Genomic DNA, 14813 nt, shown 5'->3' with positions numbered 1-14813 from the left:
AGGAGATTCCCATGAAGTTGCTGACCACCACTGCGCTATTGGCGCTGATGATTACACCTGCCATGGCAGACGGATGGAAAGAAGATTATCAAGTTATCAAATTTGGTATTCTCTCCGGTGAAAACGAACAGGACCGTTTGGAGCGCAATGAGCCTTTGCGCGATTATCTGGAAGAAAAACTCGGCGTAAAGGTCGAGATCTTTACTGCTGGCAATTATGATGGCGTGATCCAAGCCATGGCTGCCGACCAGATTGAGATTGCTCGCTTTGGCTCTTCTTCATATGCAGCAGCTTACACGGCCACAAATGGCGGTGTGGTGCCAACCTTGACCACCAAAAAGCAAGACGGCAACACAGGCTATAAATCGATCGTTGTGACCCGCTGTGACAGCGGCATCGAGAGCCTGGAAGATGCCAAAGGCAAAGTACATGCTTTTGCTGATCCAGACTCCACGTCCGGTTATGCGGTGCCTTATTTCAATATGGTCAATAAGGAAGGCTTCAAGCCTGAGGATCATTTCGGCACAGTAACATTCTCAGGCTCCCACGAAGCTGGCGTGCAGGGCGTGGTGAACGGCACGTTCGATACGGCCTCCACCTGGTGGAACAATGAAGCCGATGGCGTTTATCAGCGCATGGAAGAGAAGGGCATGATCGAAGGCGGTGTCGTGTGCAAGATCTGGGAAAGCCCAGAGATCACATCTGGCCCGTGGACCTTCCGCGCCAATCTGCCCGAGCAGATGATCGAAGAAGTTACAGCCGCGATCACCTCTTTCCCGATGGACGATGAAGAAGGCTATAAGCTTTATTCAGGCTGGACCGAAGACAATGCCAACCCGGCCGCCGGTTTCCATCCGGTTGACCATGAGCGCTATCAGTGGATCGTTGACATGCGTCAATGGATCAAAGAACAGCGTCGCGGCGGTTAAGTGTGAAATCAAAAGGCGGGCGCCCCTTATGCGGGTGTCCGCTTTTTTGTGAAGAGGTGTCAAAATGAGTGTTCAGGCCACCAGCCTTAGTGATTTGCCCCCCAGTGTGGCGCCAATCGATCAGTTTGAAAGTGATTTTCTGGCGCACCGCAAATCCATGCGTCTGAACTGGGCCATTGGCAGCCTTGTCTTTTTTGTTCTGTTTATGCTCACCGCCTGGATCGGCGACTTTTTTAAAGTGACGCAGGTCACCACAATTGACGGCGCGCGGGAATGGCGCTGGATCATTTCCGCCGGCCTGCCTCGTCTTGGCGAATTTGTCGTGCAGACCGTTCCCACATTGACCTGGGAAAATCTCGGGGCTGATCTGGCCAACTGGTTCTGGCGCTGGCCGATCTGGATGCAATTGCTGCTGGAAACCATTTTGATTGCCTTTATGGCCACGGTGTTGGGGGTGATTGGCGGTTTTGTTTTGTCTTTTCCCGCCGCGCGTAACCTGACGCCGAACAAATATGTATTGTGGGTGTGTCGCCGCTATCTGGAAATTGCGCGGACCGTGCCGGAATTGGTGTGGGCGCTGATCTTTGTGTTTTGCTTTTCTGTCGGGCCGATGGCCGGGGTGTTGGCGATTGCGCTGCATGCGACGGGCGCCCTGGGCAAGCTTTATTCTGAAGTGAATGAGAATATTGACATGCGCCCACTTGAGGGCGTTAAAGCCGCGGGCGGCAGCTGGTTTGATCAGATCCGCTATGGCGCGGTGCCGCAAGTGATGCCCAATATCATCAGCTACACCTTGCTCCGTTTTGAAATTAATGTGCGCGCCTCTTCCATCATTGGTTATGTGGGCGCGGGCGGCTTGGGCCAGGAATTTCGCACGGCCATGAGTTTTCAGGAATATACCGATTTGTCGGCCCTGTTCGTCATCATCTTTTTCACGGTCGTGATCATCGATTATCTGTCCGAAAAACTGCGTCACCGCATTATCGGTATGGGAGAACGCACATGAGCATTCAGCATTATGAAGTGGCCCGTTATAAGGCGCGGCACCCGCATTTGTTCACCGAACCTTTGGAGGTGCGCGTGCGCCGCTATGCGGTGTGGGGTGGTTTTATTGCCCTGTTTATCTATTGTCTTGTGGCGTTCGATTTCTCGCCGACACGGATTTTCATCGGCGTGCAGCGGCTGGGGCAGGTGCTCAGCTTTATGTTCCCGCCTTATATCTGGACCAGTTGGGGCGAGTTTGCCCCGATTGTTGAGGGCTTGTTGGAAACCTTGGCCATCGCCTTTTTGGGGACCGTGTTGGGCGCGGTGATTGCCTTTCCCTTGTCCTTTTTGGGCGCGAAAAACATCAATCGGATCCCCTTCATTCGCCACAGCACACGGCGGGGATATGATATTATCCGTGCCTTCGAGACCTTAATTTTGGCGCTCATCTTTATCCGGGCCTTCGGCCTGGGGCCGTTGCCGGGGATTTTAGCCATGGCCGTTTCTGAAATCGGCACCTTTGCCAAACTGTTTTCTGAGGCGATTGAAAATACGTCGGAAAAACCGGTGGACGGGGTGAAAGCCTCCGGCGGGTCGCGGTTTCAAACCATCAGGTTCGGGGTGATGCCGCAAGTCAGCCCGGTGATCATCTCGATTCTTCTGTACAATTTTGAATCCAATGTGCGGTCCGGCACCATTCTGGGTATTGTTGGCGCGGGGGGCATTGGCTTTCTGCTCTCGGACCGGATTGCCGCTTATAAATGGGATGAAGCCTGGTCGATCATCTTTTTGATCATCATCATGGTCTACATCATTGACTGGCTGAGCGCGAAAATCCGCAAGCAGATCATTGGTGAATTTGGTGGCACAAAATAATCAATATTGGCGATGACAGTCACATCAATTGGGGCGCTTTTTGAGCGTCCCACTTTTCAATTAGGGGAAGACATATGAAACAACTGAGTGAGGCACCGACCATCCATCCGAAAGCGGATGTGAAAGATTGCACGTTGGGCGCTTGGACCGATGTGGGAAAAGGCACCATGCTGCGCGAAAGTGAGATGGGCGACTATTCTTACATCACGCAGGATGGACATGTGGTGTGGACCACAATTGGCAAGTTTTGCTCTATCGCCAATTCGGTGCGGATCAACCCGGGCAACCACCCGACCTGGCGGGCTTTGCAACACCATTCGGTCTATCGGGCCGAGCAATATGATCTGGGCGATGATGATCATGAATTTTTTGACTGGCGCAAAAACCATTGGGTCACGATCGGCCATGATGTGTGGATCGGGCACGGGGTGACTATCACTGCCGGGGTCACGGTGGGCAATGGCGCGGTGATCGGCGCGGGTGCCGTGGTGACCAAAGATGTCGACTCTTATAGTGTGGTGGGCGGCGTGCCGGCCAAATTTATCAAGCGGCGGTTCACCGAAGCGCAGGCCGAGGCGCTGGAACAGATCGCCGTGTGGGATTGGCCCCGTGAGAAATATAAGGCCGCGATTCCGGATATTAGAGCATTAGACATTGACGCATTTATTGAAAAATACCGCTAAGCAATCGCGGCATTTTGCTTAATTATGTTGGCGGCGAATGTCTTGGCTGCTGCCAGGGTTTGGCGGCCGGAATGGGCATAGTGATTGCCCTTGAGTTCGATGATGATGCCCACGGACCTTTCAAGTTTAAAGGTGTCGGCGATGGCGTCAAAATCAATGGTCCCGAAACCGGGGGCCGCATGCATGTCGCCGATGCTGAAGAACAGGCGTTCGCCGTCATTGTTCCACTTAATGGTGGCAGGAACGCCCGTGGAATCTGAAAAATGGATATGGCCAATATGTGGGGTCAATATCGGCAATTTCTCGAGCACATAATATCCCTGCAATGTTGCCCCTTGCTGCGCATGGCTCACATCAAAACACGCGACCAGATGCGGGTGGCCGATCCGTTCTAGCTGCGCGGCTAGAGCTTGCAGGTCGAGCGCATAGGAGGTTTCCGTGCCCGCCATGTTGTGACGATTGGGATTGAGGTTTTCATAAGCGATGGTGACACCGAGATTTTGGGCGCGATCGGCCAAAATGTACAGATCTTCCGCTTCTAGGGCCAAGAATTGTCTGGCATTATCAGCCCAATGGTCGGGTTGAACGCGACCGGGGTGCATGACCATGATCTCTGCCTCGCATTCGGCGGCCAACTCCAGGCTAGCCATGGCCGCGCGCAAATGATGGTCAATATGGCGACGATCCATCAGATTGATCGCAATTGGCGCGTGCAGCGCATATGCAATTTTGAGGCGTGTTAAGATGGTCTTTAGTTTGGTGAGACGTGAGGGCATCAATCGGCAGGCCGCGACAACATCCAGACTGGAGGCGTCTAATTCACAAAAGTTTGCGCCCAGATCCACCTGTTCGGCGATGCGTTTGCCCAATGCATCTAAATCGCCCTGTTGTCCAAAATTACCGACGCTGAATCCCACAAGGTGTGCCACTTGCGGCCTCCCACTGCTCATAAAGTTGTGGGCGTTTTAGGCAATTCCAATGTCACTTCAGTGACAGTTGAGAGGGAGATTGAACAAAGCAGTGTCTTGTGCGTTACCGGTTGAATGGTTTTGTCAGCGGCTTAGCACTGTGGTAGGGTTTTTCGATTAGGATAAAAGACAAGTTAAGTAGTTGGAGTAGCAGCAAATTGCTGAATTTGGTGCATAGGGCATTGGCGGGTATATCGGTTGTGGCACTTTTGAGCATTGCGGCGACCCCTGCAGTTGCGTTCAATCTGTCTCAGTTGTGGCCATTTGGCGGAGGCGATGCGCGCGTTACCAGCGCCGCGAATTTAGAGCCTGCGGCGGGCGAAGTACGCTATGCGACGCAAATCCAGGTGGACAAAGCTGAGCTTGAGCAAGTGATTGCGGATGCCTCACTTTTGGTGAGCAATCAGGCGGACGCCCCTGAAGATAGTGTGAGCCTTTTGACCCGTGCTCGGGTCGACCAAAAACGTATTGTGGCCGCCATGTATGGTGAAGCCTATTACGGCGCAGTATTGAAAATTCTGATCAATGGTACGCCTTTGGACCAAGTGCCGCTGGACGTCAGCCTCGAGGGCAAAGCGACGCAAGTGACCATTCAAGTCGAGGCTGGGGCGCAATTTGTGTTTGCCACGCCCGATGTGCGCACCAACGGGCAACCCGTTGCCGTTGCGGATTTTGGATTACGGGCAGGCGAGGTGGCCAAATCAGATGTGATTTTGGAGGCGCAAAATGCGATCCTGACCGACTGGCGCGAAAAAGGTTATGCCTTTGCCGAAGTGGTTGACCGCACAATAGAGGCGGACCATCGCACTAACCGGCTTGAGGTGACCATCCGTATTGAAACTGGCCAATTGGCGCATATCGGTGATGTGCGTGTTTCCGGCGCGAAGGACGTGCGCGAACAGACAATTATTGAAATTGCGGATTTGCCGCGAGGCGAGATTTATCGGCCAGCCATCACGAAACGTGCAACGCGCAATTTGCAGAAATTGGGCGTGTTCAATAGCGTGGTGATCAAGCGCGAACGGCGTGCCGATCGGCCAGATATTGTTGATCTCAATATCGAAGTGAGCGAACGCAAACCGAGGACCATCGGGGTTGGTGCCACAATTGGCAACACTGACGGCTTGGGCGTTGAGGGCTTCTGGGTGCACCGGAACCTATTTGGTGGCGCAGAAAAAGTGCGGGTGGAAGGCTCGGTCAACCGGATTGGCCAGGGCGGTTTGGATAAACTCGATTTTCACACGGCGCTGGTTTATTTCAAGCCCAATGCCTTTGGGCCTAAAACAAGCTTTGAGGGCAAAATCTCGTTCGATATCGAAAATCCGCAGGCCTTCACCAAGCGTGGCGGCAAGATTGAAGCCAATCTGACCCATGAAATTACGGATGAGATCAGCGTAAGTGGCGGCCTGACTGGCGAATATGCGGTGCTCACTGTTGATGGGGTGACCACCAACCAATCGATTATTTCGGCGCCATTTGAGCTCAGTTATGACACGCGCGATGATGCGTTGAACCCGACCGAAGGCATTTTTGCGGTCGCTTTCGCGGAGCCAACTTATGCTTTCGATAGTGGCGCCCAATTTGTTAAAAGCTCGGTTCGGGCCAGCACCTATTATGCGGTGGATGAGGCGGCAAGGTTGGTGCTTGCCGGGCGTGTGGCTGCCGGGTCGATCATCGGCGCGGATTTGGCCGATGTGCCGGTGGACCGCCGGTTCTTTGCGGGCGGCGCGGGTTCCATTCGCGGTTATGCCTTTCAGGCGGCCGGCCCTCGCACTGGTGCCGGTGTGCCCACCGGAGGCTTGTCCTTCCTCGAAACATCTTTAGAAGCCCGCTTCAAGGCAACCGAGCAAATCGGCGTTGTTGGCTTTGTCGATGTGGGCGGGGCCTTTACTTCGACTATTCCGGGGCAGGGGGGTGATTTTTACACCGGTGTTGGTGTTGGGTTGCGTTATTTGACGCCTCTGGGGCCCATTCGCGCCGATGTTGCGATCCCGCTTAATAATATTCCTGGTGAACCAAATTATGGCCTATATCTTGGTATAGGACAGGCTTTTTAGCGTTAAGCCCCTTTGACCGCAGGATATAGCCGAAGGCCGTCCCTTATGAATGCAATAAAGAAATGGACATGGCGGATCACACTGTCCCTTGCTGTGGCAGTTGTGCTGGTGTTGGGCGCCGTTTCGTTTTTATTGCTGACCTCGACGGGGCGCGACATAACCGGCAACTTTATCGCCAACAGTGCAAGTACTGATGCGCAACAGGTGGAGATCACCGGTGTGCAGCAAGTGCTGGGTGATAAGCTACGTATTGATAAAGTTCAGCTAAGCGATGCAGAGGGGGTTTGGGCCGAAATCGAAGGGGTGCATGTAGATTATCAATTGCGCCAACTCATTTCGCGACACGTGGTGCTGGACCGGCTCGCCGTTGCCAAAGTGCACATCTATCGATTGCCCATACCAGATGAAACCCAAGACGCAGCGCCGACAACCTTTGACTTGCCGGAACAGTTTTTGCCAGACCCGTTGCGAGCCGCTGTCATTGACGACATCTCAATTGACGAAATTGTGTTGGACGAGCCGGTGCTGGGCACGACGCGGCGTTTGGCGTTAAGCGGCAATTTGGCTGCGCAAAATGTGCCGTTGAATACGCGTGGCGAGTTGCAACTGATTTCGTTGGACCGTGATGCGCCAATTTTGATGGCGGATTGGCGGATTGAACCGGCTGAGAACGGATTTGGGTTGAATTTGGCCATTGATGAGCCGGGTGAGGGGTTGTTCGCCGACCTTATTGATATACCGGGTCGGCCCGCTTTTGCGGCGCGTATTGCCACCAACGGCCCCCTATCTAACCTAAATGCAGATTTGAGCGCGTCCTTGGATGGGCGAGAGGCCGTGAAGGGGGCGCTTGTCGTGTCCCTTGCGGACGACCAGCAAGGGGTGCAGGCTGAGCTGGTGGGTAAATTAGCGCCCTTTATGCCAGATATGCTGGTGCCTTTTGTGGCCGGTCAATCACAACTCAACGTGGATGCGGTGCGAAAAGGCAATAATACGTTTGGTATTAAGAGCGCTCGCTTTCGATCTACACTGACGCGAATTGACGCGCAGGGCACATACGCCGCTGACACAGTTGATTTGTCGCTAAATGGTCAATTTGGTGACGCGGAAACAGAGGTTGCCTTTTCACCCGACGGTGAAACCGAAGTGCGCCTAGGGGCTGTTAACTTGCAAGGCCAGTTGAAAGGTGCGCTAAAGGCGGCCAGTTTGAAAATAGGCGGCCGCGTGGCCCAATTGAATAGTGCCGATATCTCGGTTGACGCGGCAGAATTTTCTGCAAATGCAGACAATTTTGATTTGGCTGCCATGCAAGGCAAGGTCGCAATCAATGCAAAAGCCGCCGCGGTGCAGGTGCAAAATCCACAAATAGATCCGCTATTGGCTGGGCCTGTCGAGCTTTCGACAGATTTAGCTTTCTCGACCAATCAGGTGCGATTTGACAATTTGACGATTGAGAGTGCGGCCTTGGCGGCACAGGGACAGGGTATCTTCCAGCCAGATACCCAGAATATTGCCGCTGAATTGACAGCCAAGATTGCCGGTCAGGATGATGGACTTTACGGCCAGCTGTTCGCCAATGGCCCTGCTGACATCGAAGTGCGCCTGGTGCGGGACGGGCAAAGGCTTGCCGCGGAACGTCTTGTTGTGGGCAGCGGTAATTTGAATGCAGATTTGGCGGCGGCGTTGACCGTCGAAGGTATTGCGGCCAATGGCAGTGTGGGCTTTACCAAATTGGCGGCCTTTGATCCGCGGCTTGAGGGGCAGGTGAAGCTGGGGGTGGAAGCAAGCGGCGCGCTGAACAACCCGCAAGTCAAATTGCAATTGGCCAGCCAGGGCGTGCAACTGGAAGGGGAACCACTGGACGATCTGACTGGTACCATTGAAGGTGCGCTAAATGGCGGGATAACGCTGGCACTCAACGCCACTTATCGACAGTCTCCGGTTGAGGTGCAGGCGGAATATATCCAGCAAAGTGACGGCCGCCAATTGCTGCGGAATGTGACGGCCAATGTGCCCGGGGGACGGGCCGAAGGGGCCATCACCATAGCGGATGACGGGTTGCTGGATGGCAGTTTTACGCTTGATATCGCTGATCTGAAAGAGCTTGCACCATTGTTGTTACAAGACGGGTTGGCCGGTGACCTGACGGGCAAGCTGGTGTTGGAAGCTGTCGACGGGCAGCAGAACCTGCAGTTTGAGGCCGCGTCAGATGAATTGTCTTTGGCCACGGCAAAAGCGCAGAATGTGCAATTGAGTGCCCAAGCAAGTGATCTGTTTGATGTGCCATTTATCAATGCGAGCGCGCGGGTCGAAAATGTGCTGGCTGCAAATGAACGTGTTTCAGATGTGCAATTTGATGTGCGCAGCGAGGGGCAGACCTATCCCTTTGTGCTACAGGCGGTCTATGAGGGTGATCAAATGCGCGCCACTGGCAATGGGGCATTGAATGCGGATGGGTTCACGCTCAATTTAGAGGCGTTTTCCGGGCGCTACCAAAATGTGCCCCTCGAGTTGGTCGCTGCGGCGACTTTGACACCAGCCGATGGTGGGTTTCGCTTGGCGCTGCCGGGTCTGCGCGTTGGCGCTGGGCGGGTCTCGGCAAATGGTCAAGTCGGGGAGCAGCTCGACGTCGACGCGCAATTGACTGACTTTCCACTCAATTTGATTGAGAATTTTGTCAGCACGGGCCAAGCCATTGAAGGCAATCTCTCAGCCAGCGCAAGCATCACCGGCAGCGCGTCATCACCACGGGTTGAATATCGCTATCAGGCAAACGGATTTTCCGTCGCGTTGAGCCGCAGCAATCAGCTTTCAGCGCTTAATCTATCGGGCACGGGCACTTTGATCGATAATCGATTATCGATGGAAAATGATATTCAGGGGGGTGGGGCATCGGCACGAGCCAATGGCGCGATTAATCTGGCCACCAATGGCTTGAACATCGATGTGGCAGGGCAGTTGCCATTTGAATATTTGGCGCAGCCTTTGTCGCGGGCTGGTATCCGCCTCACCGGCGCTGCCTCTATCAATGCGCAGCTTGGTGGGAGCACGGCGGTGCCGCGCTATCAAGGGCAGATTACCACAAGTGGAGCGCGGCTGACGGATGTGGCTTCCAACATAACGGTTTCCAATATTTCCGGCAATATTGCATTGAACAATGACCGGGCGCAGGTGACGAGCCTGACGGGAACGATTGGCGGTGGTGGGCAACTGTCGATCAGCGGCCAAACCTCCCTGCGTCCGTCAGAGGATTTGCAAAGCGACTATGATATTCGCGTGCGCAACGGTTCTTATGAAGATGGAACAATTTCGACCCAATTCAGCGCGGACTTGCGGCTTGCAGGGCCGCTAGCCACGGGCGGGTCAATTGGCGGTGTCGCCAATATCGATCAAGCCAGCATCACCATTCCAGAGCAATTGGGGGGCGGCGTATCGCCAGTCGAAATTCAACACAGGGGGGCATCCGGCGCGGTTCAAAAACAGGCGGCAGATCTGGCCCCCAAGCCTAGCGCCAGTGGCGGCGCTGGGGGCGGGATGAATCTCGATATTCAGGTCAATGCGCCCCGCCGCATTTATGTGCGCGGCCGTGGCGTGGACGCTGAGCTGGGGGGACAGTTGCGGATTCTGGGCACAACCGGTAACCCATCGCCATCCGGTCAGATAAGCCTGTTGCGCGGTCGTGTGGATTTGCTGACCAAGCGTTTTGATTTTGACACTGGCCAGGTGACCTTCCGCGGGTCAATGGACCCGGCGTTGAACTTTAGCGCCAACACCCGCAGCGATGGATATATCTATTCGATTATCGTGCAGGGCTTTGCCTCGGCACCGGAGTTCTTCTTCCAATCTTCGCCCAGCCTGCCGCATGATGAAGTGGTGGCCAATCTGTTTTTTGGCAAAAGTTTGGGCGAACTGTCGCCATTGCAGATTGCGCAGTTGGCCAACGCGATAGCCACCCTCAATGGGTCGAATTCGGGGCCGGGTCTATTGGACCGTCTGCGCTCACTGGCCGGTGTTGATAATATTGATATCAAAAGCAATGAGCAGGGAGAAACCACCGTGGGCATTGGTGGCTATTTGAATGATCGCACCTATGTGAATGTGGAAAAAGGCACCAAGGCCGCGGATGATAAGGTCACAATCGATTTGGATATCACCGACAGTCTGAAAGCGCGTGGCGAGACCGCTGGCGATGGCAGGACTGAGGCAGGCATTTTCTATGAGCGCGATTATTAGGCTGTTGTACTTGATTAATCTCGTTTGTCTCAGTAGCACTAGGCCATGATTATTCTCGACAACATCATCTCTGACCGTGGCTCAAAATATGCAGTTTCAGGTGGCCCTTGTCATTCTGCGGATGATGCAAAAGTTTTTCTGAAGGAATTGAAACGCAAGAAGAAATTTGCCAAAGCCACCCACAACACATGGGCGGTGATCTGCGGTGATGAAGAGATCAAGAATGATGACGGCGAGAGCGGCGCGGGCATGATCATCTTGCAAATGCTGGCGCGGGAAGAGCTGCACAATCACATCATTGTGGTGACCCGCTGGTATGGCGGCAAGCATTTGGGCGGCGATCGGTTTCGCCATGTGAAAGATGCGGTGCGGCTCTATTTAGATGAGCTCTAAAATTTTAGAAAATTCCAAAAATCTCTATGTAAATTTGCGGAAGAATTTGGTGCGGTCGAACATGACTTCCAACTCTTCCATGCGCTGACGCGTTTCCGGCCAGGTGCGGGTCTGTACGTCGGCGATAATGGTCTCCACCAGCAACATCATGGTCACCGAGCTGTCCCATGCGGAGGGCACGACGATCTTCAGGCTGAAGGTGTGGTCGGCCAGTTTGGCGATGGGCGAATGCCATTGATCGGTGAACAGAATGATTTTGGCACCGGCTTCAGCGGCCATTTCGGCCAAGCGCAGGGTGCTGGTCTCATAGCGGCGCACGTCGAAGATGACGATCACATCGTTTTTTTTGATGTCCAGCAGATAGTGTGGCCAAGCGTTGGAGATGGCCTGGATGTGGGTCACATCCTTGCGCAAGACCTGCATGTGCAGGAAAAAATAGTCCGCCAGTGACCGCGTGATGCGCCCGCCCACCACAAAGACCGAGCGGGAGGTGTCCGCGAGCAGTTCGCAGGTTTTATCGAAGGTGGCAATGTCGAGTTGGCCAAGGGAATGGCGGATATTTTCGATCACCGCTTCGGTGAATTTATTGACGATATGTTCGTCCGGCGCTTGCCCGGCCCATGTGTCGTGCTTGGCAATCGGGTCGGAAATGGTGGCTTCCACCTCATTGCGCAAGGCCGCCTGAAATTCGGGAAAGCCGGAAAAGCCAATCTTTTTCACCAGCCGCGCCACGGTGGGGGTGGACACCCCGGCACTCTTGGCCACTGCGGTGATCGAACCGAGACCTGATACGGGATAATTCACCAGAATAGATTGTGAAAGCTGACGCTCGGCCCGAGTCAGATTATCGGCGTTGTTTTGCAAAAGCTCGGCAATGGTACTGGCATTCTCGGACACGGTGATCTCCCATTTATATTGGTTTATCAACAATCGAGATGAATATGAAGAAAAGATTTCAGAAAAGATATTGACAGGCCGGGGGCATGTGAAGAAATATGTACATAAGAGGGGTGGATGTGAATATTTCTTCAGACAATATGGACAAAATGGATACTGACTTTGAGGCGGTGCGGCTGGAAAATCCGGACGCCACTTCGCCTGTGCTTTTGATTTGTGAACATGCGTCAAACTATTTCCCACCTCAATTTGATGGGCTGGGCCTGAGCGAAGAGGTGCAGCAAAGCCACGTCGCCTGGGACCCGGGCGCCTATGAGGTGATGCGGCGGATGGGGAATATCCTTAACGCCAAGATGATTTCGGGCTGCGTGTCGCGCCTTGTATATGATTGCAACCGTCCGCCAGAAGCCAAGGATGCGGTGCCGGTGCGCAGTGAAATTTACGACGTGCCGGGCAATAAGGATTTGGATGTCGATCAATATATGGAACGGGTGTCGCTTTGCTATACCCCGTTTCACAAGCAAGTGTCGCAGGCGATCAATTGGGCAAAGCTGGAGCCGGTTCTGGTGACCATTCACAGCTTTACGCCGATCTATTTTGGCTCTGAACGTGAAACAGACATTGGTATTTTGCACGACGAAGATACGCGGCTGGCTGATGCGATGCTGGCGCATGGGGAACGGATTTCTGATCTCAAAATTGAGCGTAACGAACCTTATGGCCCCGAAGATGGGGTGACCTATACCTTGCAGCGCCACGGCATTGAGCGCGGTTTGTTGAATGTTATGATCGAGGTGCGCAACGATCTGATCCAGACCGCAACGCAGCAGGATGAGATGGCGGAACTGCTTTCTGACATGCTGCAGCGGGCGTTGAGCACGCTGGAAGAATTGAATGCGGGGGAGGCGAGCTGATGATGGCATTTATGGGCAAATATGTCCGCATTATCGACGCGATCAATTATCGCGTGGGCCGCATCATGATGTATTTCATCTTTGTGATGGTGGGCATTTTGTTGTGGTCTTCGATCTCAAAGACGTTCTTTTTGCCCTCGCTGTGGACTTTGGAGATGGCGCAATTTGCGATGGTGGCCTATTACATGCTGGGCGGGCCTTATGCGTTGCAAAAAGGGGCCAATGTGCGCATGGATTTGTTCTATGGCACCTGGTCGGACAAGCGGAAAGCGCAGGTGGACGCGGTGACCGTTTTGTTCCTGATCTTTTATCTCGGCGTGATGCTTTACGGTGCTTATGACAGCACCAGCTATTCCTTCCAATATGGGGAGCGCAGCCCGACAGCCTGGCGGCCCTATTTGTGGCCGATCAAGGTGATCATGTGCTTTGGCATCTTCATGATGCTGCTTCAGTCCATTTCTGAGCTCTTCAAAGATATTGCCACCCTTAAAGGAGTGAAGCTTTAATGTCCTATGAGTTGATTGCCATCTTTATGTTTGCCTCCATGATGCTGATGCTCATGACCGGGCAACGCGTTTTTGGGGCGATTGGCGCGGTGGCAGCGGTTGCAGCGCTTTTCCTTTGGGGGACCGGCGGGTCAGATATTCCCTTTTCCTCGGCCATGAAGCTGATGAAATGGTATCCGCTTTTGACCCTGCCCATGTTCATTTTTATGGGCTATGTGCTTTCAGAATCGAAAATTGCTGATGACCTTTACCGCATGTTCCATGTGTGGATGGGGCCGATCAATGGCGGGCTGGCGATCGGCACCATTGGCTTGATGGTGTTGGTGTCGGCCATGAACGGCCTTTCCGTGGCGGGTATGGCGATTGGTGCGACCATTGCGCTGCCCGAATTGCTGCGCCGGGGCTATGACAAGCGCATGGTCACGGGGGTGATCCAGGCCGGGTCCTCGCTGGGGATTCTGGTGCCGCCCTCCGTGGTGCTGGTGCTTTATGCGATGATTGCGCGGGCGCCTGTGGGCCAATTGTGGTTGGCCGGTGTGGTGCCGGGCTTGATTATGGCCGGTCTCTTTATCCTCTATATCTATGTTCGCTGTCGCATTCAGCCGGAGCTTGGCCCAGCGCTGAAGGAAGAAGATCGCGATGTGACCACGGCCGAGAAATATCGGTTGCTGGGCGCCGGGGTGTTGCCGATTGTGATCTTCGCGGCAATGATGGTGCCGTTTATCAATGGCTGGACCAGCCTGGTGGAAAGCTCTGCCATTGGCGCGATGACAGCCTTTTTGGCCGCCGTGGTGAAGCGGCGCATGACGCGGGAAGTGTTTGAAACTTCCGTGCGGCAGACCTTGCTGATTTCGTGCATGTTTATGTGGATCATTCTGGCGGCGCTTGGCTTTGGCGCGGTATTTGACGGGCTCGGGGCGGTGCGCGCCATTGAGAACCTGTTCACCGAGCAATTGGGCCTTAATCCGTGGGTGATCCTGATCATCATGCAGCTTTCGTTCTTGCTGATGGGCACCTTTTTGGACGACACGGCGATGCTGGTGATCGTGGCACCGCTATATGTGCCGCTGGTCGCAGCGCTCGGGTTTGATTTGGTCTGGTATGGCGTTTTGTACACCATCACCACGCAGATCGCCTATATGACGCCACCCTTCGGCTACAACCTATTTTTGATGCGGGCCATGGCGCCACCTGAGATCACCTTGAAAGACATTTACGGCTCGATCCTGCCGTTTGTGCTGGTGATGATATTGGCGCTTGGCTTGATCATGGCCTTTCCGCAACTGGCACTCTGGCTGCCGGAAACGGTGTACGGGAAATAACGATAAAAGACCCAGATAACTGGGCAAAAAACAAGAGCCTCAACCAAGGAGAAG

12 protein-coding genes are annotated in these 14813 nt (G+C 54.0%); 10 read left to right on the top strand and 2 right to left on the bottom strand.

Annotation, left to right across the window (positions count from 1 at the left end; genetic code table 11):
• Positions 1–11 precede the first annotated feature (11 nt).
• The 4 genes from phnD (at position 12) to L1I42_RS12270 (ending at position 3472) form a co-directional block, all read left to right on the top strand.
• Positions 12–929, top strand: coding sequence for a phosphonate ABC transporter substrate-binding protein (gene phnD, locus L1I42_RS12285; protein ID WP_236114865.1), 918 nt, complete (start codon positions 12–14; stop codon positions 927–929).
• Positions 930–993: 64 nt separating this feature from the next.
• Positions 994–1935 carry a phosphonate ABC transporter, permease protein PhnE gene (gene phnE, locus L1I42_RS12280; RefSeq protein WP_236114864.1) on the top strand — a complete coding sequence of 314 codons (942 nt, stop codon included), beginning with the start codon at positions 994–996 and terminating at the stop codon, positions 1933–1935.
• Entirely contained in the window at positions 1932–2789 is an 858-nt protein-coding gene (phnE, locus tag L1I42_RS12275; RefSeq protein ID WP_236114863.1) for a phosphonate ABC transporter, permease protein PhnE, read from the top strand. Before phnE (L1I42_RS12280) ends, phnE (L1I42_RS12275) begins: the two co-directional genes overlap by 4 nt.
• Before the next feature lie 74 nt (positions 2790–2863).
• The gene (locus tag L1I42_RS12270; RefSeq protein WP_236114861.1) at positions 2864–3472 is read left to right on the top strand and encodes a DapH/DapD/GlmU-related protein; all 609 of its coding nucleotides are present in this window, start codon (positions 2864–2866) and stop codon (positions 3470–3472) included.
• On the opposite strand, the gene L1I42_RS12265 is transcribed toward L1I42_RS12270, so the two are convergent.
• Entirely contained in the window at positions 3469–4401 is a 933-nt protein-coding gene (locus tag L1I42_RS12265; protein ID WP_236114858.1) for a sugar phosphate isomerase/epimerase family protein, read from the bottom strand. The genes L1I42_RS12270 and L1I42_RS12265 overlap by 4 nt on opposite strands.
• A 239-nt stretch (positions 4402–4640) precedes the next feature.
• Here L1I42_RS12265 and L1I42_RS12260 point away from each other — a divergent pair, with 239 nt between their 5' ends.
• From L1I42_RS12260 to L1I42_RS12250, 3 genes are read left to right on the top strand one after another with little or no spacing between them, the layout of a single operon-like run.
• Positions 4641–6497, top strand: a complete 1857-nt coding sequence (locus L1I42_RS12260; RefSeq protein ID WP_236114856.1) for an autotransporter assembly complex protein TamA — start codon at positions 4641–4643, stop codon at positions 6495–6497.
• 45 nt (positions 6498–6542) lie between these two features.
• Complete coding sequence (locus L1I42_RS12255) at positions 6543–10727, top strand: translocation/assembly module TamB domain-containing protein (protein ID WP_236114854.1); 4185 nt, start codon at positions 6543–6545, stop codon at positions 10725–10727.
• Positions 10728–10772: 45 nt separating this feature from the next.
• On the top strand, positions 10773–11120 hold the full coding sequence (locus L1I42_RS12250; protein ID WP_236114852.1) for a YigZ family protein: 348 nt from the start codon (positions 10773–10775) through the stop codon (positions 11118–11120).
• A 24-nt stretch (positions 11121–11144) separates the two neighbouring features.
• On the opposite strand, the gene L1I42_RS12245 is transcribed toward L1I42_RS12250, so the two are convergent.
• A complete protein-coding gene (locus L1I42_RS12245; RefSeq protein ID WP_236114850.1) occupies positions 11145–12017 on the bottom strand; it encodes a MurR/RpiR family transcriptional regulator in 873 nt (290 codons plus the stop codon).
• Between the two features lie 140 nt (positions 12018–12157).
• On the opposite strand from L1I42_RS12245, the gene L1I42_RS12240 reads away from it, so the two are divergent.
• The 3 genes from L1I42_RS12240 to L1I42_RS12230 are packed head-to-tail and all read left to right on the top strand — an operon-like array spanning position 12158 to position 14759.
• On the top strand, positions 12158–12931 hold the full coding sequence (locus L1I42_RS12240; RefSeq protein WP_236115066.1) for an N-formylglutamate amidohydrolase: 774 nt from the start codon (positions 12158–12160) through the stop codon (positions 12929–12931).
• Positions 12932–12933: 2 nt separating this feature from the next.
• Complete coding sequence (locus L1I42_RS12235; protein ID WP_439651504.1) at positions 12934–13437, top strand: TRAP transporter small permease subunit; 504 nt, start codon at positions 12934–12936, stop codon at positions 13435–13437.
• Positions 13437–14759: a TRAP transporter large permease gene (locus L1I42_RS12230; protein WP_236114846.1), complete on the top strand. Its 1323-nt coding sequence runs from the start codon at positions 13437–13439 to the stop codon at positions 14757–14759. The genes L1I42_RS12235 and L1I42_RS12230 overlap by 1 nt, the downstream gene beginning before the upstream one ends.
• Positions 14760–14813 lie beyond the last annotated feature (54 nt).

The sequence above is a fragment of the Maritalea mediterranea genome (assembly GCF_021568695.1).
GTDB classification, from domain to species: Bacteria; Pseudomonadota; Alphaproteobacteria; order Rhizobiales; family Devosiaceae; genus Maritalea; species Maritalea mediterranea.
Note: the sequence above shows the minus strand (reverse complement) of the source record. Positions and strands in the feature narration are given on the sequence as shown.